General features: G+C 74.7%; 18 protein-coding genes. 11 read left to right on the top strand and 7 right to left on the bottom strand.

The window, feature by feature from the left end:
- Positions 1-114: 114 nt before the first annotated feature.
- The 3 genes from FMM08_RS08160 to serA all read right to left on the bottom strand — a co-directional run bounded on the left by FMM08_RS08160 (position 115) and on the right by serA (position 6,044).
- Complete coding sequence (locus tag FMM08_RS08160; RefSeq protein WP_222710548.1) at positions 115-1,005, bottom strand: DUF2705 family protein; 891 nt, start codon at positions 1,003-1,005, stop codon at positions 115-117.
- An 8-nt stretch (positions 1,006-1,013) separates the two neighbouring features.
- Positions 1,014-4,034, bottom strand: a complete 3,021-nt coding sequence (locus FMM08_RS08155) for an alpha/beta fold hydrolase (RefSeq protein WP_147925840.1) — start codon at positions 4,032-4,034, stop codon at positions 1,014-1,016.
- 792 nt (positions 4,035-4,826) lie between these two features.
- A complete protein-coding gene (serA, locus tag FMM08_RS08150) occupies positions 4,827-6,044 on the bottom strand; it encodes a phosphoglycerate dehydrogenase (RefSeq protein WP_369431684.1) in 1,218 nt (405 codons plus the stop codon).
- Between the two features lie 41 nt (positions 6,045-6,085).
- Here serA and FMM08_RS08145 point away from each other — a divergent pair, with 41 nt between their 5' ends.
- The 5 genes from FMM08_RS08145 (at position 6,086) to FMM08_RS08125 (ending at position 10,388) form a co-directional block, all read left to right on the top strand.
- Entirely contained in the window at positions 6,086-6,655 is a 570-nt protein-coding gene (locus FMM08_RS08145) for a metallophosphoesterase family protein (protein WP_147925838.1), read from the top strand.
- Between the two features lie 9 nt (positions 6,656-6,664).
- The gene (locus FMM08_RS08140; RefSeq protein WP_147925837.1) at positions 6,665-7,888 is read left to right on the top strand and encodes an alcohol dehydrogenase catalytic domain-containing protein; all 1,224 of its coding nucleotides are present in this window, start codon (positions 6,665-6,667) and stop codon (positions 7,886-7,888) included.
- 84 nt (positions 7,889-7,972) lie between these two features.
- Positions 7,973-8,425 carry an HNH endonuclease gene (locus tag FMM08_RS08135; protein WP_147925836.1) on the top strand — a complete coding sequence of 151 codons (453 nt, stop codon included), beginning with the start codon at positions 7,973-7,975 and terminating at the stop codon, positions 8,423-8,425.
- Positions 8,422-9,669, top strand: coding sequence for an App1 family protein phosphatidate phosphatase (locus FMM08_RS08130; RefSeq protein ID WP_147925835.1), 1,248 nt, complete (start codon positions 8,422-8,424; stop codon positions 9,667-9,669). The genes FMM08_RS08135 and FMM08_RS08130 overlap by 4 nt, the downstream gene beginning before the upstream one ends.
- An 80-nt stretch (positions 9,670-9,749) precedes the next feature.
- Positions 9,750-10,388 carry a DUF1684 domain-containing protein gene (locus tag FMM08_RS08125; RefSeq protein WP_255472171.1) on the top strand — a complete coding sequence of 213 codons (639 nt, stop codon included), beginning with the start codon at positions 9,750-9,752 and terminating at the stop codon, positions 10,386-10,388.
- Between the two features lie 3 nt (positions 10,389-10,391).
- On the opposite strand, the gene FMM08_RS08120 is transcribed toward FMM08_RS08125, so the two are convergent.
- Both FMM08_RS08120 and FMM08_RS08115 read right to left on the bottom strand, forming a co-directional pair.
- A complete protein-coding gene (locus FMM08_RS08120) occupies positions 10,392-11,066 on the bottom strand; it encodes a UdgX family uracil-DNA binding protein (RefSeq protein WP_147925834.1) in 675 nt (224 codons plus the stop codon).
- Positions 11,063-12,187, bottom strand: coding sequence for an NAD-dependent epimerase/dehydratase family protein (locus FMM08_RS08115; RefSeq protein ID WP_147925833.1), 1,125 nt, complete (start codon positions 12,185-12,187; stop codon positions 11,063-11,065). Before FMM08_RS08115 ends, FMM08_RS08120 begins: the two co-directional genes overlap by 4 nt.
- Before the next feature lie 58 nt (positions 12,188-12,245).
- Between FMM08_RS08115 and FMM08_RS08110 the strand changes: the two genes are divergently transcribed.
- Both FMM08_RS08110 and FMM08_RS23335 read left to right on the top strand, forming a co-directional pair.
- Positions 12,246-12,518 carry a DUF3072 domain-containing protein gene (locus tag FMM08_RS08110; RefSeq protein ID WP_147925832.1) on the top strand — a complete coding sequence of 91 codons (273 nt, stop codon included), beginning with the start codon at positions 12,246-12,248 and terminating at the stop codon, positions 12,516-12,518.
- A 22-nt stretch (positions 12,519-12,540) separates the two neighbouring features.
- Positions 12,541-13,467: a hypothetical protein gene (locus FMM08_RS23335; RefSeq protein ID WP_222710547.1), complete on the top strand. Its 927-nt coding sequence runs from the start codon at positions 12,541-12,543 to the stop codon at positions 13,465-13,467.
- 277 nt (positions 13,468-13,744) lie between these two features.
- Here FMM08_RS23335 and FMM08_RS08100 read toward each other — a convergent pair whose 3' ends face one another.
- A complete protein-coding gene (locus FMM08_RS08100) occupies positions 13,745-14,890 on the bottom strand; it encodes an ROK family transcriptional regulator (RefSeq protein ID WP_187279623.1) in 1,146 nt (381 codons plus the stop codon).
- A gap of 441 nt (positions 14,891-15,331) precedes the next feature.
- Between FMM08_RS08100 and FMM08_RS08095 the strand changes: the two genes are divergently transcribed.
- The 4 genes from FMM08_RS08095 to FMM08_RS08080 all read left to right on the top strand — a co-directional run bounded on the left by FMM08_RS08095 (position 15,332) and on the right by FMM08_RS08080 (position 21,193).
- Positions 15,332-16,657 carry an ABC transporter substrate-binding protein gene (locus FMM08_RS08095; protein ID WP_147925830.1) on the top strand — a complete coding sequence of 442 codons (1,326 nt, stop codon included), beginning with the start codon at positions 15,332-15,334 and terminating at the stop codon, positions 16,655-16,657.
- Between the two features lie 139 nt (positions 16,658-16,796).
- Complete coding sequence (locus tag FMM08_RS08090) at positions 16,797-17,780, top strand: carbohydrate ABC transporter permease (RefSeq protein ID WP_147925829.1); 984 nt, start codon at positions 16,797-16,799, stop codon at positions 17,778-17,780.
- Positions 17,777-18,730 carry a carbohydrate ABC transporter permease gene (locus FMM08_RS08085; RefSeq protein ID WP_147925828.1) on the top strand — a complete coding sequence of 318 codons (954 nt, stop codon included), beginning with the start codon at positions 17,777-17,779 and terminating at the stop codon, positions 18,728-18,730. Before FMM08_RS08090 ends, FMM08_RS08085 begins: the two co-directional genes overlap by 4 nt.
- A gap of 123 nt (positions 18,731-18,853) precedes the next feature.
- On the top strand, positions 18,854-21,193 hold the full coding sequence (locus FMM08_RS08080) for an alpha-galactosidase (protein WP_147925827.1): 2,340 nt from the start codon (positions 18,854-18,856) through the stop codon (positions 21,191-21,193).
- A gap of 88 nt (positions 21,194-21,281) precedes the next feature.
- On the opposite strand, the gene FMM08_RS22945 is transcribed toward FMM08_RS08080, so the two are convergent.
- The gene (locus tag FMM08_RS22945; protein ID WP_187279622.1) at positions 21,282-22,205 is read right to left on the bottom strand and encodes a spermidine synthase; all 924 of its coding nucleotides are present in this window, start codon (positions 22,203-22,205) and stop codon (positions 21,282-21,284) included.
- Between the last annotated feature and the right edge of the window lie 60 nt (positions 22,206-22,265).

The following is a 22,265-nucleotide window of genomic DNA, read 5'->3' as shown; positions in this document are numbered from 1 at the left end:
GACCTGCGGCGATCATGGAAGTCCTGCTCCGCACCGCAGCCGGGCGCCCGGTCGCGGTCCCTGAGGGAGCGGGAACCGCAACCGGGCGCCCGGCTGCGTCGAGGGGGACCGGCGTCAGCTGGTGACGTCCTTGCGCTCGAAGCCGATGACCGCGAGCACCCCGAACACCACCGTGAGGATGAGCGACGTCGCCAGCCCTCGGACCATGTCGTCCCAGACCACCGCCGGCTGCAGCAGCGCCGTCCACGCGCCGGCGTCGTACGTGGGCAGCCACGCGCGCAGGTCACCGAGGGCCGTGATGGACGCGAGGATCGCGGAGAGGATGTTCGCCAGCACCGCGCCGCCCACGGCGCCCAGCGGCGCGTCGGTGCGCGTGCCCAGCCAGAACGCCAGCGCCCCCACCCACGACAGCTGCACCACCACGTACGCCGTCGCCAACCCGAGGCGCCCCAGCGCCTCCCAGCCGCCGAGGGCGTCACCGAGCGGGCTGGTCAGCGGTCCCCAGCCGTACGCGACCACCCCGATGAGCAGGCAGACGGCGATGAACGCCACGATCCCCAGCGTCGAGGACGCCGCCGCCACCACCGCCTTCACCGCGAGCAGCCGCCGCCGCCCCACGGGCGCCGCGAGCAGGTAGCGCAGGGACGACCAGCTGGCCTCGGCCGCCACGGTGTCGCCCGCGAAGAGCGCCACCAGGACGACGAAGAGGAAGCCCGAGGCGGCCAGCAGCGCGAACACCGCGAAGTTCACGGCGCTGGAGGTGGCGAGGTCCACGAAGGACGCGCTGCCGTCGGCCGGGTCGTCCTCCCCGCCGAGGGCGAACGCCGCGACCAGCAGCAGCGGGAGCGCCACGACGAGCACGCCCACCCAGCGGGTGCGCACGCGCGACAGCTGCCGCGCCACCTCCACCCGCAGCGGCAGCGCGCTGCCGCGCGACCCCGCACCCGCCGCCCCGCTCGTCGTCGTGGTGGTGCTGCTGCTCATGCCGCTCACGGGGTCGCTCACGGGGTCGTTCACGGGGCGGCCACCAGCTCGAGGAAGACCTCCTCCAGGTGCCGCTGCGGCACCACGAGGTCCACCTGCACTCCGGAGGCGACCAGCGCCGCCACCAGCCCGCCCGTCCCGGACGCCCCCGGCGCGACGAGCACGCCGCCGTCGCGGACGCCCAGCACGCGCCCGCCGTCGTCGTCGCGCCCCAGCACCTCGCGCAGCACCTCCACGGCCCGGTCCACCTGCCCCTCGCCCACGCTCACCAGCACCTCGCCCGACCCCGCGACCAGCTCGGCCACCGACCCCGCCGCCAGCACCCTCCCGCGCGCCATCACCACCGCGTGGCTGCAGGTGGCCTCCACCTCCGAGAGCAGGTGGGAGGACACGAGCACCGTGCGGCCGGTGGCGGCGTAGTCGCGCAGCACCTGGCGCATGGCGGTGATCTGCGGCGGGTCGAGGCCGTTGGTGGGCTCGTCGAGCACGAGCAGGTCGGGGAAGCCGAGCATCGCCTGGGCGATGCCCAGCCGCTGCCGCATGCCCTGGCTGTAGCCGCGCACGCGCCGGTGCACGGCGTCGCCGAGCCCGGCGACCTCGAGGGCCTCCTCGAAGCGCGCGTCGGCCGCCGGGCGCCCGGTGGACGCCCAGAACAGCCGCAGGTTCGCCAGCCCCGACAGGTGCGGCAGGAACCCGGGTCCCTCCACGAGCGCCCCGACTCGCGCCAGCACCGGCGACCCGGGCTTGACGCGCTGCCCGAGCACCTCCAGCGACCCGGCGCTCGGCCGGAGCAGGCCCATGAGCATGCGCAGCGTGGTGGTCTTGCCGGCGCCGTTGGGACCGAGCAGTCCGACCACCTGCCCGCGGCGCACGGTGAACGACACCCCGTCGACCGCGCGGAACCCGTCGCCGTAGACCTTCTCCAGGCCGCTGACCTCGAGCACCACGTCGTCGAGGTCACCTCGGCCAGCACCGGTCGTTTCCAGCGCGCCGTCGTGGGCGCCGCCGGCAGCAGGACGACGACGGCGGCGGGCCGCGTCGACCAGCGCCAGCGCCAGCGCCGCGAGCACCACGCCGGCCAGGGCGAGCACGTGCGCCCACGGCACGTCGACGGAGTCGCCCGTCGGCTCGCTGATGGCGGCGGGCGCCGCCGCCACGGCGAGCTGGCCGTCGGCGAGGCCGACGCCGTAGACGCGCGGGTCGGTGGGCACCGCGTACGCGGAGTCGGTGGTGGCCACCACCAGGCGCAGCCGGTGACCGGCGGCGACGTCGCGGACCACGGCCGGCAGCGAGACGTCCACGGTGGTCGGCTGCCCCGGCGTCGTGGTCACGCGCAGCGGCGCCACCAGACCCGAGGGCAGCGCGGTGCTGCCGTCCGGGCTGACGTCGGACAGGGACGCGAAGAGCACGGCGTCGTCGGTGTTCGACGTCACCGACAGCCGCACCGACGACGCCCCGAGCAGTGTGAGCGGCTGCTCGAGCGGCTCGGTCTCGAACACCGCCGCCTGGCCGGGGAGCACGGCGGTGCTGAAGCCGCCGCCGGCGGCCAGCCCGACCAGGGAGGCGACGTCGCCCAGGCCCGGCAGGGCCGTCATGGCCGCGGGGCGCCCTCCGGCGGGTGACAGGACGAGCTGCGGGCCCTGCTGGGCCTGCTGCCCGCCCTGGCCCTGCCGGCCCTGCTGCCCGGACGGGGCTGCGGGGGACAGGGCCATCTGCTGAGCCGTCCCCGCCAGCGGTGGCACCGCGTCGAGCGTCCGCTCGTCGGGCGTCGACCCGCCGCCACCACCCCCGCCGCCGCGCCCTCCGAAGAGGCTCTGCCGCGGCACGGCCACGGAGAACGCCGCCGTCGGGTCGCCCGCCGACTCCCCGGACCCCGCCGGCTCCCCGGTCTGGGCACCCGCGGACGCTCCTGCGCGCAGGTGCTCGTCGAACCAGGTCCGGGCGCGGTCGTCGAAGGCGGCGCCGTCGAAGCCGCCGTCGTGACCGCCCCCCACCCACGCCACCGACACCGGTGCGCCCGAGCGCTGAGCGGCCTCGGCGTTGGTGAGGGAGTCGCCCAGGCCGAACAGGGAGTCGCCCTCGCCCTGCACCAGCAGCACCGCGGCGCGGCTGTCCGGCAGCACGGCCGCCGGTGCCGAGCGGGCCAGCTGCGCGCGCAGCGAGTCCGGCACCACGCCGGTCTCGGCGGCCTGCAGGTAGCCGCGGCACAGGTCCGGGGCCAGGCGCCCGCACGCGGCCGTGGAGACGCCCAGCTGGGCACCGCCGCCGGTGCCACCACCGCTCGTGCCGCTCGCCGTCGCCGTCGCCGTCGCCGAGGTGGCGGAGCGGGCGCTGTCGAGCGCGCTGCCCGTGAGGCTGGTCAGCAGCTGCGAGGCCCACCCCGCCTTGAAGACGCCGCCGGACTGCCCCTGCGCGGCCTGCGGGTCGAGCGCGGAGGACAGGTCCGACCACGTGATTCCCGAGGCGACCGCGTCGACCCGGGGGTCGGTGCCGGCGAGCAGCAGGCCCACCGCGCCGCCGTAGGAGGCGCCGGCCACGCCGACGCGGGGGTCGCCGGGGCCGTCCTGCTGGACCTCGGGGCGCTGAGCGAGCAGGTCCACCAGGGCGCGGGCGTCGGCCACCTCGTAGTCGGGGTCGTCCAGGTGGACGTTCCCGCCGGAGGCGCCGAAGCCGCGCGCGGTGTAGGCCAGCGCCACGTACCCCGCCTGCGCGAGCGAGCGGCCCTGGGCTGCGAGGTCGGCCTTGGACCCGCCGAAGCCGTGGGCCAGCAGCACAGCCGGCGAAGGGGACGCCTGGCTGGCGGCGTCCGGCTCGTAGAGCGTCGCGTCGATCGTGACCTGCGCGCCGCCCGGCTCCGGGCCCACGGGGACCGTCAGCGGCTCCTCGCGGACGCCCTCGACCGGGGTGTCGGTGGGGGTGCTGCTGGGACTGGCGCTCGGGCTGGTGGAGCTGGCCGCCGCCGGCCCGGCGGCGCCGAGCGCTCCGAGACCGACCAGCGCCGCCGCGGCGGCGGCGACCAGGCGGGGACGCCAGGGGCGTGCGCCCCTCACGGGGTGGGACTCACGGGGACGTGCACCCGGGACACGGGAACCTCCTGCTCGGGCCCGCCGGCCGTGCTCCAGGCCGGCGATCTCGCCTCGTCGAGAGCATGCACTGCGGCGGGGCTCCCGGCGCGCAGGGACCCGCCGCCCGGCGCCGGCGCGGGAGGCCGTCGGGCCTCCGGCCGGTCGACGGCGAGCACGTCGTCCTCGACCCGACCAGGCCCAGCGCAACGATCTGTGACTCTGCGTGACGGGGTGGTGCCGAACGCCTGTGACGTCCACCACCTCGGGGCTGTCGGTGCCACCGATCTCGGTGTGGGAGGTGGCGCGGCCCCGCGATCACGGTCACGATGGGTGACCTGGTGGCACCTCCCCGGTCAGACGACGCGCACGGCAGACGCACGGCACGCGGACGACAGGGGAACAAGCGCTGGCGCGCAGGTGCTGTCCAGGCATCGGATCCACCGTGGAGCCGGCGAGACCCGCCGGCCCCGCGACACACCGCGAGACCCGGCCGCTGGACCCACCCGTTCCCAGGAGGCACGACATGGCACCGACCACCGACACCACCGCTCCCGTCGACGAGACCCGCACCGACGACACCGCGGGCGAGCAGCACCCCGACTGGACGCCACTGGCCAACCCCCGCCGCGTCCGCATCTGACGCCCGGCCGGACCACCGGCCGACGCCAGCACCACCTCCACCGGTTGCGCGAGTCCTCGCGGTCCGGTGACGACGAAGGGCCCCGAGCGCTGCTGCGCCCGGGGCCCTCGTCGTCGGGTCGTCGGGGAGCCGCGACCTCAGGACAGGACGCGCAGGCGCACCGTCTCGGGCATGGACCCCAGCTCGGCGAGCACCGCGGGCTCCACGGCGCTGGCGATGTCGGTGACCACGTAGCCGAGCTGTCCCCGGGTGGTCAGCGACTGCCCGACGATGTTGACGCCGTGGTGCGCCAGCACCGAGTTCACCGTGGCGAGCACGCCGGGGACGTTCTGGTGCAGGTGCCCCAGACGCGTGCCGTGGCCGGCGTCGGTGATGACCTGCGGCAGGTTCACCGCCAGCGAGGTGCTGCCGTGCGCGGCGTAGTCGCGGAGCTTGCCGGCGACGAACCGGCCGATGTCCTCCTGCGCCTCCTCGGTGGAGCCGCCGACGTGCGGCGTGAGGATGGTGTTGGGCAGGCCGCGCAGACGGGAGTCGAAGGGGTCGCCGTTGCGGCGCGGCTCGTTGGCGAACACGTCCACCGCCGCGCCGGCCAGGTGTCCCGAGACCAGGTGGTCGCGCAGGGCGCCGTGGTCCACCACGAAGCCGCGGGAGAGGTTGAGGAAGATCGCGCCGGGCTTCATGGCCGCGAACTGGTCGGCGCCGAACAGGCCGCCGTTGCCGGCACGGCCGTCCACGTGGAGGGTGACGACGTCGGCGACGGCCAGCACCTCCTCCATGCTCGACAGCCGCACGGCGTTGCCCATGGCCAGCTTCTCGGCGGTGTCGTAGAAGACCACGCGCATGCCGAGGGCCTCGGCCACCACGGACAGCTGGCTGCCGATGTTGCCGTAGCCGATGATCCCCAGCGTCCGTCCGCGCACCTCGTGGGAGCCGGCCGCCGACTTCTGCCACACCCCGGCGTGCAGGGCGCTGTCGAACACGGTCAGCTGACGGGTCAGGGCGATGACCTCGGCGATGACCAGCTCCACCACGGAGCGGGTGTTGGAGAAGGGCGCGTTGAACACGGCGACACCGCGCGCGGCGGCGGCCTCGAGGTCGATCTGGTTGGTCCCGATGCAGAAGGCGCCGATGGCCTCCAGGTCGGGCGCGGCGTCCAGCACGGCCTCGGTGACGTGGGTGGTCGAGCGGATGCCCAGCAGCTTGACGCCGGGCAGGGCCTCGACCAGCTCGGACTCCGACAGGGCTCCGGGGCGCTGCTGCACGGAGACTCCGGCGCGCCCGAGGACGTCGACGGCGAGGGGGTGGATGTTCTCCAGCAGGAGCGCGCTCGCGGGGCGGCCAGGGCTGATGCTCACGGGCGTCCATCCTGCCGCACCGGTCCGGGTCAGGATGGCGGGTGCCCACCCGTCTGCTCCTGCTCGCCGACACCCACGTGCCCGTGCGCGCCCGCGCCCTGCCGCCGCAGGTCCTCGCCGCCGTCGAGGCGGCCGACGTCGTCGTCCACGCCGGCGACTGGGTGGGCGAGGCCGTCCTCGACGAGCTCGAGGCGCGCTGCGCCGCCGCCGGGGCGCGGCTGCTGGGCGTGGCGGGCAACAACGACGGCCCCGAGCTGCACGCCCGCCTGCCGGAGGTCGCCCAGGACGACGTCGAGGGGGTGCGCCTCGTCGTCGTCCACGAGACCGGAGCGGCCAGCGGGCGCGAGCGGCGCTGCGCGGCGGCCTTCGGCGGCGGGGAGCGCCCGGCCGACGTCCTCGTGTTCGGCCACAGCCACGTCCCGTGGGACAGCACCGCCGCGCGTGCCGACGGCGGGGCGCTGCGGCTGCTCAACCCCGGCTCGCCCACCGACCGCCGCCGCCAGCCCGCGTGCACCTTCATGACCGCCGTCGCCGACCGCGGGGTGCCCGGTGGGCTGCGCGACGTCGTCCTGCACCGCCTGCCGCCGCGTGGGGGCGCCGCAGCGGGGTAGGGGGCCGTCATGCGAGCACTCACCTGGCAGGGCAAGCGCGAGGTCTCCGTGGAGACCGTCCCGGACCCGCGCATCGAGCAGCCCACCGACGCGGTGGTGCGGATCACGGCGACCGGGCTGTGCGGCTCCGACCTGCACCTCTACGAGGTGATGGGGCCCTTCCTCGACCCCGGTGACGTGCTCGGCCACGAGCCCATGGGTGTCGTGGAGGAGGTCGGCGCGGAGGTGACCCACATCAAGCCGGGTGACCGCGTGGTCGTGCCGTTCAACATCTCCTGCGGGCACTGCGCGATGTGCCGCACCGGGCTGCAGAGCCAGTGCGAGACCACCCAGAACCGCGAGACCGGCTTCGGCGCGTCCCTCTTCGGCTACACCAAGCTCTACGGGCAGGTGCCCGGCGGCCAGGCGGAGTACCTGCGCGTGCCGCAGGCCCAGTACGGGCCCGTCAAGGTGCCGGACGGGGTGTCCGACGAGCGCTACCTCTACCTGTCCGACGTGCTCCCCACCGCGTGGCAGGCCGTCCGGTACGCCGGCGTCAGCGGACCCCGCACCGGCGGGGCGGGCAGCGGCGCCGACGCAGGGCCGGCCGTCGACAGCCTCGTCGTCCTCGGGCTCGGCCCCATCGGCGACATGTGCACCCGCGTGGCCCGCCACCTGGGCGTCTCCACCGTCATCGGCATCGACCCGGTCCCCGAGCGGCGCGCCCGTGCGCAGGCCCGAGGCACCACGGTCATCGACCCCGGCGCCACCGACGACCTCGTCGGGGCCGTGCGCGACCTCACCGCCGGTCGCGGGGCCGACGCCGTCGTCGACGCCGTCGGCATGGAGGCCCACGGGTCGGCCGCCAAGGCCGCCCACACCTTCGTGGGCTGGCTGCCCGACGCGGTCGCGGAGAGGATGATGCGCACGATGGGCGTGGACCGGCTCACCGCGCTGCACTCCGCCGTCGACCTCGTGCGCCGCGGCGGCACCATCTCCCTGTCCGGCGTGTACGGCGGCGCCGCCGACCCCATGCCGATGCTCTACATGTTCGACCGGCAGCTGCAGCTGCGCATGGGGCAGGCCAACGTGCACCGCTGGGTGCCGGAGATCCTCCCGCTGCTCGGCGACGACGACCCCCTCGGCGTGGAGGGCTTCGCCACCCACCACGTGCCCCTGGAGGACGCTCCCGCCGCGTACAAGACCTTCCAGGAGAAGGAGGACGGCGCGGTCAAGGTCGTCTTCCACCCGTGAGCGACCGGTGAGCGACCGGTGAGCGACCGGTGAGCGACCGGTGAGCGACCGGTGAGCGACCGGTGAGCGACCGGTGAGCGACCGGTGAGCACCGCCCTCCAGCCGGGCGGCCAGCCCTCCCACCAGGCGGGCCGCGCCGAGCGGCTCGCGCTCGCGGTGGCGAGGCAGGGCGGGCGGTGCCTGTGGTGCGGCAGGCGGTTCGGACCGCTGGTGCCCGCCACCACCGACCACCTCGTGCCGCGCGTCAAGGGCGGCCCGAGCTGGGTGGAGAACGAGGTGGCGGCCTGCTCGCGCTGCAACGGCCAGCGCGGCCACACGACCCCGGCGGACTGGTTCGAGGAGTGCGGGCGTCGCGGCTGGCACCCCGACGCCGCCGCGCTGCGGGCCGCGCTGGACGCCCTCGAGGTCGCGATCGCCGCGCGGGGCGGGCAGCGCCGGGCCCGGCCCTACCTCGCCGCGCAGCGGCGCCGGTTGGCGCGGGCGGCCCCCGTCGACGGGCCGAGGGGTGCCGAGGGCTGGCAGACTCGCCGACCGTGAGCCCGGCACGCCCTGGCGCCCCGCGCGCTGCAGACCGCTCCGCCGACCACCCCCGCGTGCGCCACACCGCTGCGCGGGTCGAGGACCGGCTGAACAAGCTGCTGGCCGGGCACCTGCGCCGCCGCGGCTGGACGCCGCGCGTGCTGGGCTACGCCTCCTACGGCGGGGAGGGGTGGGTGCGCGTCCTGGGTCGCGTCCTGGCCACCCGGCCACCCGAGCACGGCGACGACGACGCGGGCACGCCCGTGCCCCAGGGGCCCTACGACCCGGTGGCCCTGCGCGACTGGGTGGGGCCCTACGACCGCGACCAGCTCAAGGAGCGGGCGCTGACGGCGCTGCGCGGCTGGCGGGCGTTCATCTCCGCGCCGGTGGAGGGCACGGCCGTCTGGGTGACCGTGGGGGAGCGCACGCACCGCCTCGTCTCCGAGCGCGGCGGGTACCTCGACGCGCGGCTCCCCTCGGACCTGCCGCCCGGGGTCCACGACGTCACGTTCTCCACCGCGCCGCCCGGCGAGGAGGACGCCGACGAGCGGACCGGGGCGCCGTCCACGGCGCGCATCACGGTGGTGGGGGCCGACCAGCGCGACGGCGTGGTCTCCGACATCGACGACACCGTCATGGTCACGTCGCTGCCGCGTCCCCTCATCGCCGCGTGGAACACGTTCGTGCTGCACGAGCAGGCCCGCAGCCCGGTGCCGGGCATGGCCGACCTGCTGACGGCCGCGGCGGAGGCCCACGAGGGCACCCCGGTGCTCTACCTGTCCACGGGTGCGTGGAACGCCGCCCCGACCATCACGCGCTTCATGCTGCGCCACGGCTACCCGGCCGGTCCGCTGCTCCTCACCGACTGGGGCCCCACCAACACCGGGTGGTTCCGCAGCGGGCAGGAGCACAAGCGCGCGGCGCTGCGGCGCCTGGCCGAGGAGCTGCCGCAGGTGCGGTGGCTGCTCGTCGGTGACGACGGCCAGCACGACCCGGAGATCTACGGCGAGTTCGCCCGCGAGCAGTCCCAGCACGTGCGGGCCGTGGCGATCCGCCAGCTCACGGCTGCCGAGCAGGTGCTCTCGCACGTGTTCCCGGTGCCGGTCTCGGGGTCGGCGCGGTCGGGGGTCGTGGCGGCGGTGCCGGAGGTGCGGGCACCTGACGGCGTGGGGCTGGCCCACCAGCTGCGCCAGGCGGGGGTGCCGCTGGCGCGCCAGGTGTGGCTGCCCCCCGGCGAGACCGCTCCCTCGTCCCCGTCCTGACCGCGGTCGTGGCGGTGCGGCTGCAGGGACAGCGCCCCTCCGGTCGTGATCATGGGCAGTCGGCCTCCACAGTGGTCGGTGTGGGAACCGGATCGCTGAGCCTGCTCGACTACCGACGCCGCGTCTCGCAGCTGTACGCCGACGTCCGCGAGACGGCCGCGCGGCGCAGTCCCCGCGAGGCGCACGAGCTGTGGCGCACCGCGCGCGACGAGCTGTACGCCACCCACGTCGACTCCCCGCTCCTGCCCGACGACCCCCGCCGCCGCACCGGCCTGCCGGTGGCCCCCTACGACCCGGACCTGCGATTCACCGCACCCCTCGAGGGTGCGGGCCCGGAGGAGCCCGGGCACGAGCTGCGCGTCACCACCGGCACCGACGGCGAGGTCGTCTTCACGCGGCTGGGCCGGGCCGCCACGCCGCTCGGGCCCCTCGACCTGTGGTGGCTGTCCGGGTACGGCGGCGGCGTCTGGCTGCCCGTGCGCGACGGCTCCTCCGGCGCCACCAGCTACGGAGGCGGCCGCTACCTGCTCGACACCGTCAAGGGCGCCGACCTCGGCGCGGTGGAGGGGGATGACGACGGGGACGGTGGCCAGCGCCTCGTCCTCGACCTCAACTTCCTCTACAACCCCTCGTGCGCGTACGACCCGGAGTGGGCCTGCCCGCTCGCCCCGCCCGGCGACCGGCTCGAGGCGGTCGTCGAGGCGGGGGAGCTGGCCTGATGCTCAGGAGCCGCTGAGCAGGCCCGCCACGGCGCGCAGGTCGTCGACGAGCGCCGCGTAGGCGGCGTCGCGGGCGTCCTCGGGGGTGCGCAGCACCGCCGAGGGGTGGGTGGTGACGAAGAACGTCTTGGTGCCCCGGGTCGTCTCGCGCTCGATGGGGTGGCCGCGGTCCTTCCCGATGCGGATGGCGGGCCCCAGGAGCGCCTTCGCGGCCGTCGCCCCCAGCAGGACGACGACGCGCGGGTCCACCAGCCGCAGCTCTTCGGCCAGCCACGGCTTGCACGCGGTGATGTGCGCGGCCTCGGGGGTGGCGTGGATGCGGCGGTTGCCGCGCGGGGTGAAGCGGAAGTGCTTGACGGCGTTGGTCACGTAGACCTGGTCGCGTGCCAGCCCGGCCTCCTCCAGCGCCCGCTGGAGCAGCTGCCCGGCGGGGCCGACGAAGGGGATGCCGCGCCGGTCCTCCTGGTCGCCCGGCTGCTCGCCGACCAGCGCGACGCTCGCGTGCGGACTGCCCGCGGAGAACACCACCTGCGTGGCGGGCTCCCACAGCTCGCAGCCCCGGCACGACGGCGCTGCCGCTCGCAGCGCGTCGACGCCCTCGGCGCGCTCCGGCACCCACTCCTGCGCGCCGGGCCGCTCCACCTGCCCTGCCGCCGGTGTCGTCGGTGACGTGCTCACACCGCGACCCTCCCGTGCAGCGCGCCGCGCGGCGCGAGGGCGGGCGTCCCGGCGCCCTCACCCGCGCGCATGCCGGACACGAGGTCGTCCAGGGCGGCCCTCGCCGTCGTCGTGGGTCTCCAGCCGAGCTCCTTGAGGCGGGAGCAGTCCAGCAGCGGCGTGCCCGCGGCGAGGTCCACCCAGCCGGGGTCGGTGGGCTGCAGGCGGGCGCGCCAGGAGGCGTCGGCCGCGGAGCGCAGGAGCGACACGGGTGCGGCCACGCGGCGGCGGGCGCCGAGGCCTGCGGCGATGTCGTCGGGGCCGAGCGCGTCGTCCGCGGCGACGTTGTAGGCGCCCCTCGCCCGCTGCGGGCCCGCGGCGAGCAGGTGCCACAGGGCGTCGGCGAGGTCGTCGGCGTGGACGACCGGCGCGACGAAGGCGTCCGGCAGCGGCAGCACGGGCAGGACGCGCGCGCGTCGTCGTCCTGCTCCTCCCAGCAGGCTCGCGGGCAGGAACGGGCCGCCGAAGTAGCGGGCGATCTCCGCGCCGGCCTCGCGCTGCAGCACCAGCCCCGGGCGCACGCGGGCGACCACCGGTGAGGAGCCGGCGGCCTCGTAGGCGTCGAGGAGGTCCTCGGCGTCGACCTTGTCGCGGCTGTAGCCCGACGTCGGCACCCCGGTGCGCGGCCACGACTCGTCGACCACGGGCTTGTGCCCGCTGCGCTGGTCGGCTTCCGGGACGGGGGCGTACACGCCGGTGGAGGAGGCGTGCACGAGGTGCGGCACCCGCGCCTCGCGAGCGGCGTCGAGCACGGCGCGGGTGCCGTCGAGGTTGACCGCGCGCATGGCGGCCCGGTCGTGGCTGGGCTGGATCCGCCAGGCGAGGTGGACGACGGCGTCGGCGCCCTCCATCGCCTCGCGCAGCGCCCCGGCGGCCCAGGACGCCGACAGGTCGATGCCGTGCCAGCGCACCGGCGCGGCGGGCGAGCGCTCCGCTGGCGGGAGCTGCTCGGGCGTGCGCCGCGCGACCCCGGCCACGGTGACGCCCTCGCGCGCCAGGCGGCGCAGGAGCGCTGTGCCGACGTTGCCCGTGGCGCCCGTGACGAGCACCCTGCGTGGCGTCGAGCGGGGGGAGGAGGCCATGCAGCGAGCCGACCACGTCGACGGGCGCACCGCGACCCGGCGCCCTAGGTTCGGACACATGACCGAGAACGCGTCTTCGAACGACTCCCACTCGCACGCGCAGACCTCGCCCGACGAGGCCGGCACCGGCTCGCAGGCCGACCCGACCGCGGTCAAGGACCCGGAGACCTGGGTCACCGGTGACGAGCCCGCCACCGGTGCGCAGCTCAGCTACCTGAGCACCCTGGCCACCGAGGCCGGCGAGCAGGTCCCCGACGACCTCACCAAGGCGCACGCCTCGGAGATGATCGACGAGCTGAAGGCGCGCAGCTCCCGGGTCTCCGAGGGCTGACGCGCGTGGCAGGCTCGCCGTCGTGACCTCGACGACGACGGCGCGCGCCCTGCGCGACACCGGCCTGCAGTGGCGCCCCGCGAAGGGCGACCGGTTCGTCATCCCCGACCGCGAGATGGACGACGTCGTCTTCGTCGTCTCGGACATGACCATCGAGGCGCACGACCTGCCGTCGGGTCAGGTGCTGGGCTTCAACGGCACCACCGAGTGGGCGCTGGACAGCGTCGACGCCGCCGAGGTGCTGTGGCTGCCGCGCGAGGGGCAGCTGCGCGAGCACCTCGGCGGCGCCATGGTCTGCCTGCGGCCCGCAGGGGCGCAGTGGGGCGTGACCACCCGCCGTGACCGCGGCGCCGCGCAGGTGGTGGCGGCCACGGTCGCCGCCGACGCCGAGGAGGCCTACGCCCTGGCCCTGCTCGCGCTGCGCGGCACCACCGCCCGCCAGCTGCTGCCCGTGGCGGCCGGGGGGCTCGCCGCCGTGCTGGCACCCCTGCCCTCCGCCACCTGGACGACGACGACGCCGGGCGGCGCGCTGACGGTGGCCGACGTCGTCGCCGGCGCCGTCGGGGGGCTGGGCGCCGACCCCGCGACCGGCTGGCGCGAGGCCCTCGCGGCGCTGCTCGAGGCCTGGACGCGGTCGCTGGAGACCGGCGCCGGAGACGGCGCGGAGGCCACCGCCGAAGCCTCCGAGGTGGCGCAGGTGGCCGAGGCCGGCGCGAACGGCGTCCTCGTCGACCTGGTCGGCGCCACCTGGGACGTCGCCGTGGCCTCCGGGGCGGCGGACCCGGCCGCCACTCTCGACCCCGCCGTCGTCGCGTGTGCTCTGGCGCACGTCCGCACCTGGCCGACGTCCGCGTCGGGGGACGCATCCACCGCGGCGGGTGCTGGTGGCGGCGACGCGCTCGCGGAGCTGCTCGAGCGCACCGGCCGCCAGGCGGCCACCACCCGCTGACCGCCGCGTCGGCTGCGGGCTGCGACGCTCGCAGCGGAACGCCGCGAGGCGAGGCGCACGGTCCTGGGCTGGACAGTGCGAGCCCCGGCGGGAGTGCTGCTCGTGGGGACGCTGGATCCCGTTGGGGTCGCTCCGTCCCGGCTGCGGCGCGCTGGGCCGGGGCTCTGCGTCCCCACTGGGACTCTGCGTCCCCACGAGGACTGCGCCTCCTCGCCCCTCGCCGTCACGCGGTGCGCCTGACGAGCGTGCTGATAACGGCAGCAGGCGCGCCTGGTCATCAGCCGGCCTCGGCGGCCTCCAGGGCGAGCCACTCCGGCCCTGACACGTAGGCCTGCACAGCCATCCCTGCGGCGCCGCGGCCCCAGACGGAGGAGTCGTCGGTGCGCACGACGAGGTCCACCGCTGACGCCTCCGGGTCGCGCGCCGCGTGGACGCCCTCGGCCAGCGCCGCTCGGCCGACCGTCGCGACCGGCGCCGCGTCGCCGGTGAGCAGGATCCGCTCCACCATCGTGAAGCTCGCGACGGCGGCGACGAGCGTGCCGAGGTGCCGAGCCGCGTCGTCGACGACGACCTGCGCGGCGGGGTCGCCCGCAGAGGCCCGCGCGAGCAGCTGGGCGGCCGTGGCCGGGCGGCCCAGCGCCAGGCGCGCCGCTGCTTCGAGGGCCCCCAGCGTCAGCAGCGAGGCCGCACAGCCGCGGTGCCCCGCCGGGCAGCGCGGACCCGAGCCGTCCATGGGGAGGTGGCTCAGCAGGTGCAGCGCGGTGTCGGGCGTCTCGACCACGGCGTCGTGCATGACCAGCCCGTAGCCGATGCCCGCCCCCACGGCCAGCACGGCGAAGGAGGTGGTGGCCCGCCCCTCGCCGAACCAGTGCTCGGTCTGCGTGAAGGCGTGCATGCCGTTGCCGACGACGACGCGCCGCCCGAGGCGCTCCTCGAGGGTGGAGGTGAGGTCCACCGGCGCGGCCCACCCCAGCTGCGGGGCGCGGCGCACCACGCCGTAGCCGTCGACGTAGCCGTCGAGGGAGACGCCGACCTCCTCGACCGCACCGACCCCGCCGGCCCGTGCGGCCAGGGACGCCACGAGGCGGGCGGTGGTGTCGGCGACGCCGGCCGGCGACCTGTCGACCAGGGGGGCGTCCTCGCGAGCGAGCACGGTGGCCCGCAGGTCGGTGACGACGCCCCAGGCGGCGTCGGCGGACAGGTCGACGCCCACGAAGCGGTGCCGGTCGGCGGGGACGTCGAGCGGCCGCGTCGGGCGGCGGGTCTCGGGGTCGGAGGCCGGCGGCGCCTCGACGAGCAGACCGCTGGCGATGAGCGGCTTGGACAGGCGCGTGAGGCTGCCGGCCGACAGCCCGAGGCGCCGCGCGAGCTGGCTGCGGGGGAGCGGTCCGTGGCGCAGCACCTCCACGGCGACGTCGTGCACGGCGCCCGGTGCTCCCGTGGCGGTGGCCGACGGGTGCTCGGAGACTGGGGAGGTGGCCGCCTGCGGGCGCCACGGCCGGACCCCTGCGGCTCCTGGGGTCGGGGGAGGGGCTGGTCGAGCGGCCCTGCTGTGACTGTCCACGGACCTCCTCGTCCCGTTGCGCGGGGGCAAACGTGCCAGCGTCGAGCGAGCTCGGTCAACCGCGCGAGGGGCTGCGGCGGACACGGTCTGGACACGGGAAGGTCACGGGACGGTCACGAACAGGCGCTTTCGCACCGAAACCCACAGACCCGAACAGGCTGGGGCGCAGGTCGTTCGCATCTGCAGTTGACGTTGCGGAGCATCTGAGGCAAAACTCAGCGACCAGTGGCGGGCGCGAGTCCGCCGACGGGCCCGCAGGTCGGTGCGGAGCCCTCCCGGGTGGACGAAGGAGCCCACGCAATGCGCATCAGGTCACGTCACGGTCGCGCCGTCGGCGCGCTGCTCACCGCCGGTCTCGTCACGGTCCTCACGGCCGGCTGCCTCCAGCAGTCCGGCGGTGGCAACGGCGGCAGCGGCGGCGCCAGCGGTGACAGCGACGGCACCGTCACGATCATGTACGGCTTCACGGACTCGAGCTCGGACCAGTTCCAGGCGGAGATCAACAAGTTCGCCAAGGCTGAGGGCATCAACGTCAAGTTCGAGCCCACGCCGGACTTCAACACCGTCATCTCCACCCGCGTGTCCGGCAACAGCGCCCCGGACATCGCGATCTTCCCGCAGCCGGGCATCATGAAGTCCTTCAAGGACGACCTGACGCCGCTGACGGACGTCGTGGACAAGTCCAACCTCGATGCGATGGTCCCCGGCATCGTCCAGGCCGGCCAGATCGACGGCGTCCAGTACGCGCTGCCGATGAGCCTCAACATCAAGTCGATCGTCTTCTACCCCAAGGGCCCCTTCGACCAGGCCGGTTACAAGGCGCCTGACACGCTGGACGGACTGCTCCAGCTCACCAACCAGATCAAGTCCTCGGGGACGGCTCCGTGGTGCTTCGGCATCGAGTCGGCGGCGGCCACCGGCTGGCCGGCCACCGACTGGATCGAGAACCTCATGCTGATCCAGAACGGCCCTGAGGTCTACAACGAGTGGGTCGACCACAAGATCGCCTTCAACTCCGAGCCGGTGGTCAAGGCCGCTGACACGATGAGCCAGCTGCTCCTCACCGAGGGCAACGTCAACGGCGGGCGCCAGTCGATCGCGAGCAACAACTTCGCCACTGCGGCCAACCCGATGTTCGACACCCCGCCGAAGTGCTTCATGTACCGCCAGGGCAACTTCGTCGCCCGCGACGGCGGCTTCCCCGACAACGTGCTGCAGAACCTCGACAGCACGGTCGGCGTCTTCCCGATGCCGGGCCTGACGGCCGCTGACAAGCCCGTCCTCGGCGGCGGTGACCTCGCGTCCGTGTTCACCGACTCCGAGAACGCCAAGAAGATCATGAACTACATGGCGTCCAAGGACTTCGGCGCGGACTGGGCCAAGGCCAACGGCTTCATCTCGCCGCGCAAGGACTTCGACCAGAACAACTACCCGAACGAGCTGACCAAGCAGATGGCCGGCTTCGCCTACGACTCGACCGCCTTCGTCTTCGACGGCTCCGACCAGATGCCTGGTGAGGTCGGGTCGGGTTCGTTCTGGCGCGAGATGACCGCCTGGATCTCCGGCTCGGAGGACGAGAAGACCGCCCTCGACAACATCGAGGCCAGCTGGCCCGCGACCAGCTGAGCGAACCTCCCCGTGGCGGCGCCGGGTCCCTGGTCAGGGGCCCGGCGCCGTCCGCTCGGGGGCTCGCCTGGCGCCACAGGCGCCCACCCGCCACACTCAGCCGCCACCAGTCATCTGGTCCGCCGGACGTGGAGGTCCCGTGACCATCACCATCTTGAACGCGCTCATCGCGGTCGTCGGCGGAGTCGCCGGCGTCGTCGTCCTCTACTGGATCCTCAACAAGCTCACCGAGCTCCTGCCCAGCAAGCCCCAGGAGCTCATCAAGCCCTACGTCTTCATCCTGCCGGCCTTCGCGGCGCTGGCCTTCTACCTGATCTACCCGTTCGTGCAGACGGTCATCTACAGCTTCGCCAACCGCAACAGCACCGCGTGGGTGGGCTTCGCCAACTACACCGCGCTCTTGAGTTCCCCCGGTTTCCAGACGACGCTCATCAACACCTTCCTCTGGATCCTGATCGTCCCGACCTTCGCCATCGTCTTCGGCCTCATCATCGCGACGCTGGCTGACCGCCTTCGTCCGACGGGCGAGAAGCTCTCCAAGACCCTGATCTTCCTGCCGCTGGCCATCAGCGCCGTCGGCGCCGTGGCCATCTGGAGGCTCGTCTACAACGCGGTGCCCGCCAACCAGAGCCAGACCGGCGTGCTCAACGCCGTGTGGACGATGTTCGGCGGAGACCCCGTCAACTGGCTGCAGCTCAGTGACGGGAAGGTCAACAGCTTCCTGCTCATGGTGATCCTCGTGTGGACGCAGGCGGGCTTCGCCATGGTCCTGCTGTCGGCGGCCATCAAGGGCGTGCCCACAGACACCCTGGAAGCGGCCCGCATCGACGGAGCCGGAGAGGGGAAGATCTTCTTCAGCATCGTCATCCCGCAGATCCGGGCGACCATGCTGACCGTGTTCATCACCGTGCTGATCGGCGTTCTGAAGACCTTCGACGTCGTCTACGTGGCGACCAACGGCAACTTCGGCACCAACATCATCGCGCTGAACTTCTACCAGGCCCTCTTCGTCAGCCGCGACGCCGGCCAGGCGGCCGCCATCGTGGTCATCCTCATGCTGGTGATCGTGCCGTTCCTCGTCTACCAGATCCGCCAGTTCCGGGCTGAGGAGGCCGCGCGATGAGCCAGTCCACCACCGTCCCGCCCGTGTCGAACCCGGGGCAGACGAAGGACCCGTCCACACGCGCCCTGCGTCCTCGCAAGGCGGCCAGGGGCGGCCACGGAGAGGACGTCGGAGGTCCCGCGCCCATCTGGGTCAGGGTCGTCATCGGCCTGCTCTGCCTGGCGTGGATCCTGCCCGTCTTCGGGCTGGCGGTGACGTCGCTGCGGGACCGCACCGACGCAGCCGCCAGCGGCTGGTGGACGATCTTCACCAGCCCGTCGCAGCTGAGCCGCCTCACGGTGCAGAACTACGTCGAGGTGTTCGAGCGGGCGCCCATGGCGCAAGCGTTCGTCAACTCGTTGGCCATCTCGATCCCCGCGACCGTCATCCCGATCCTCATCGCGGCGTTCGCCGCCTACGCCTTCACCTTCATGGAGTTCCCGTTCCGGAACCTCCTGCTCGTGCTCGTGGTGGCGCTGCTGGTGGTCCCCAACCAGGTGGCGTTCGCGCCGATCCTGAACATCTACGGCCAGCTCGGCATCAACGGGCAGTTCATCGCCGTGTGGGGCGCGCACATCGGGTTCGGCATGTCGCTGGCCATCTACCTGATCCGCAACTACATGGCCACGCTGCCCAAGGAGATCCTCGAGTCCGCCAAGATCGACGGCGCCAGCCACTTCCAGACCTTCTGGAAGCTCATCATCCCGATGTCGGTGCCGGCTCTCGCGTCGTTCGCGATCTTCCAGTTCCTCTGGGTGTGGAACGACCTGCTCGTCGCGCTGATCTTCATCGGTCCCGGGCCGAACCAGCCGCTGACCCTGGCCTTGAACTCCCTCCTTGGTCAGCAGGGCCAGGGCGACCAGCTCCTCACCGCGGGTGCGTTCTTCACGATGATCCTGCCGATCATCGTGTTCCTCTCGCTCCAGCGGTACTTCGTGCGCGGCCTGACGGCGGGCTCCGTCAAGGGCTGAGCACGTCGCACCCCGCACCACCTCCAGCGGCGCCGCACCGGCTCTCGGTGCGGCGCCGCTGCTGTGACACGGTGACGGCACTGCGTGCGCACCGGCCCGCCGCTCCCACCTCCGGAAGGACCCATGCCCGTTCACCCCAGCGCCGTCCTGCTGTCCCGCCCCGACGCCGGCCCGGAGGCGGCGGCGCTGGTGCTCGCCGTCCCGGCCGACGGCTCGCTGCCGCGCGCGGTCTGGTGGGGCCCGGCCTCGCAGGTCGCCGGCGCCACCGCGGACGACGTCGTCGCGGCCCGCCTCGGTCTGCTCGGCGTGCAGGGCCTGGCCGTGCTGCCCGAGCACTCGACGGGCCGCTACACCCGTCCTGCGCTGCGCGGCCACCGCCCGCAGCCGGCAGCCACGGAGACCGGCGTGGAGGACCCGGCCTGGTCCACCGCCTTCCGCCTGGTCGACCTGCACCTCGACGACACCGTCGACAGCTCCACCACCGACGACGACGAGCGCGGCGACGCCTCGTCCAGCGCCTCCGGCGCGGCGGGCGGCGCAGCCGGGACCGCGGGGACGGCCGCCCGCGTCGTCGTCGTCGCCGAGGACGCCGTGGCGGGCCTCGGGCTGCGCACGGAGCTGGAGGCGCTGCCCGGTGGTCTGCTGCGCGCTCGCCACACCCTGACCAACGCCGGTGCCTCGCCGTACGCCCTCGAGGGGCTGGAGGTGCTGGTGCCGCTGCCCGACGAGGCGGCGGAGGTGCTCGACCACACCGGAGGCTGGCTGCACGAGCGCGTTCCGCAGCGCGCCCCTGTGCGCGACGGCCTGTGGCTGCGGGAGAACCGCACCGGCAAGACCGGGCACGACGCGGCCGGCGACGTCGTCGTCGGCACCCCCGGCTTCTCCTTCGGCGAGGGCGAGGTGCGCAGCGCCGCCGTGGGCTGGAGCGGGAACACCGTGCAGCGCCTGGAGCGCTCGCCGTCCACCCAGACCACCCTCGGCGGCGGTGAGCTGCTGCTCCCCGGGGAGACCTCCCTGGAGCCGGGGGCCTCCTACACGACGCCGTGGCTCTACCTCGGTGCCTCCACCCGCGGCCTGGACGGGCTGGCGGCGGCGAACCACGCGTTCCTGCGCGCGGTGGGCCAGGCGACCGGGGCTGCGCCGAGGCGCCCGGTGCCGGTGACGCTCAACGTGTGGGAGGCGGTGTGGTTCGACCACGACCTGCCCCGCCTGCTGACCCTGGCCGAGCTGGCCGCCTCGATCGGTGTGGAGCGGTTCGTGCTGGACGACGGCTGGTTCGGCGCCCGCCGCGACGACACCGCCGGGCTGGGTGACTGGACCGTCTCGCCCGACGCCTGGCCGGCTGCCGAGGGCGGTCTGCCGGCGCTCGCGGACGCCGTGCACGGGTACGGGATGCAGTTCGGGCTGTGGTTCGAGCCGGAGATGGTCAACCCCGACTCCGACCTCTTCCGCGACCACCCCGACTGGGTGCTCTCCGCCCGCGGCACCACGCCCACCCTCGAGCGGAACCAGCTGGTGCTGGACCTCTCCCGCGACGAGGTGCGCGAGCACGTCCGTGATGCGGTCTCCGCCGTGCTGAGCGCCGTCGAGGTCGACTACGTCAAGTGGGACCACAACCGCGACCTGCTCGAGGCCGGCGGCGCGGCCGCCGGTGGCGAGCCCGTGGTGTCCGCCCACACGGCGGGCTTCTACCGCCTGCTCGACGAGCTGCGGGCGCTGCACCCGCAGGTGGAGTGGGAGAGCTGCGCCTCCGGCGGCGGCCGCGTGGACGTGGAGGTGCTGCAGCGCGTGCAGCGCGTGTGGACCTCCGACATGACCGACGCGGTGGCCCGCCAGGACATCCAGCGGTGGATGGTCCAGCAGGCCCCGCCGGAGTACCTGGGCGCCCACGTCTCCGCCCCGGTCTCGCACCAGACGCACCGCAGCATCCCCCTGGACTTCCGTGCGGCCACCGCGCTGTTCGGGGCGTTCGGCATCGAGTGGGACGTCTCGACGGCCTCCGAGTCCGACCGGGCGCGGCTGGCGGACTGGGTGGCGGTGTTCAAGGAGCACCGCGGGCTGCTGCACTCCGGGCGCACCTGGCGCGCGGACTCCCCGGACCCTGCGGTGCGCAGCCACGGCGTGGTGGCGCTCGACGGGTCGCAGGCGCTGGTGGCGCAGGTGCAGATGGGTGAGTCGTGGGTGGAGCACCCGGTGCCGGTCCGGCTGCCGGTGGCGTGGAACCCCGGCGACCCCGGCCTGGAGCCGGGGCTGCGCTACCGCGCGCGCTGGGTGGGCCCGGTGCCCGAGGCCGACCGCGGCGCCCGCGCCAACCTGGCGCTGGGCTGGCGCTCCGGCGACGTCGACGCCGCCGGCCCGCTGGGTGCGGACGCGCTGCCCGGTGCGGTGCTGGGGTCGGTGGGACTGGTGCTGCCCCGCAGGTTCCCCTGGAGCGTGACGCTGGTGCACCTGCAGGCCGTCTGAGGGGGACCCGTCCCGGAAGTCCACGACCACGGCGAGGCAGTGCTCCGGAGCCCCATGATCACGGTGATCATGGGGCTCCGGAGCACTCTCAGGCCGTCGGAGCGGGTTCCGCGGGGACGGGGTCGAGGATGACGTGGGCGCCGGCGGCGTAGTCCTCCAGCGCCTCTCCGTGCAGCAGCCTCGCCGGCGCCGCCCCCGCGCCCAGCACCCGCGCCAGCGCTGCCACGGGCAGCGGCGAGCGGCTCGCCAGCAGCACGGCGTTGCCGTGGCGCCGACCGCGCAGCACGCCGGGCTCGATGGCGGCGGCGGTGTGGCCGAACACCGACCGCAGCGTGGCGATCTCCGCCTTGAGGCCCACCGGCGAGGTCCGCTCCACCGTGTTGGCCAGGTACAGCCCGTCCGGCACGAGCACCCTGTCGACGTCGAGGAGGAACTCCCGCGTGCTGACGTGCCGCGGGGTGCAGTCGCCGGCGAAGACGTCGCGGACCACGAGGTCCGCGGAGGCGTCGCGCCGGGCCGCCAGGCCCGCCCGGGCGTCACCGGTCTGGATCCGCAGCTCGGGGGAGCGGGGCAGGTCCACCCACTCGCGCACCCGGGTGGCCAGCTCCGCGTCCAGCTCGACCACCACCTGGCGGACCGGCTGCCCGGTCTGCCGGCGCACCGCCGACAGGTGGCGCGGCAGCGCGCACGCCCCGCCCCCGAGGTGGACCGCGCGCAGCGGCGCGCCGGGAGACCCCGCTGACCGGCCGGGCGGGCCGTCACCGGGCGGGGGGAGCACCAGGGCGATGGCGTCGGCCATCCACTGCAGGTACTCGAAGTCGAGCGCTGCGGGGTCACCGACGCGCACGGGAGAGCTGGGCACGCCGTTGACGTACAGCGTCCACGAGCCGTCGTGCTCCGGGACCCAGGCGGCCTGCCCGGTGGAGGTGGTGAAGGCGCCCTCGACGGGGGCGGAGGTGTCGGGGCGCTCGGAAGGACGAGCAGCGGGGCGCCCATGACGTCGTTCTCGCACACCCACAGCCTGCCGCGTGCGGCCGCCCTACAGTGAGGGACGTGGGGGCTGAGGTGCTCG

Origin of the sequence: Quadrisphaera setariae, from assembly GCF_008041935.1 — a bacterium.
GTDB classification, from domain to species: Bacteria; Actinomycetota; Actinomycetes; order Actinomycetales; family Quadrisphaeraceae; genus Quadrisphaera; species Quadrisphaera setariae.
The sequence above is the reverse complement of the archived record's forward strand: the minus strand, read 5'-3'. Positions and strand labels throughout refer to the sequence as shown.

Excerpts from the sequence above, each read along its gene's own strand:
- FMM08_RS08115 (WP_147925833.1), bottom strand. The coding sequence starts at position 12,187 with ATGGCCTCCTCCCCCCGCTCGACGCCACGCAGGGTGCTCGTCACGGGC.
- FMM08_RS08140 (WP_147925837.1), top strand. The coding sequence starts at position 6,665 with ATGCGAGCACTCACCTGGCAGGGCAAGCGCGAGGTCTCCGTGGAGACC.
- FMM08_RS08095 (WP_147925830.1), top strand. The coding sequence starts at position 15,332 with ATGCGCATCAGGTCACGTCACGGTCGCGCCGTCGGCGCGCTGCTCACC.
- FMM08_RS08085 (WP_147925828.1), top strand. The coding sequence starts at position 17,777 with ATGAGCCAGTCCACCACCGTCCCGCCCGTGTCGAACCCGGGGCAGACG.
- FMM08_RS08080 (WP_147925827.1), top strand. The coding sequence starts at position 18,854 with ATGCCCGTTCACCCCAGCGCCGTCCTGCTGTCCCGCCCCGACGCCGGC.
- FMM08_RS08110 (WP_147925832.1), top strand. The coding sequence starts at position 12,246 with ATGACCGAGAACGCGTCTTCGAACGACTCCCACTCGCACGCGCAGACC.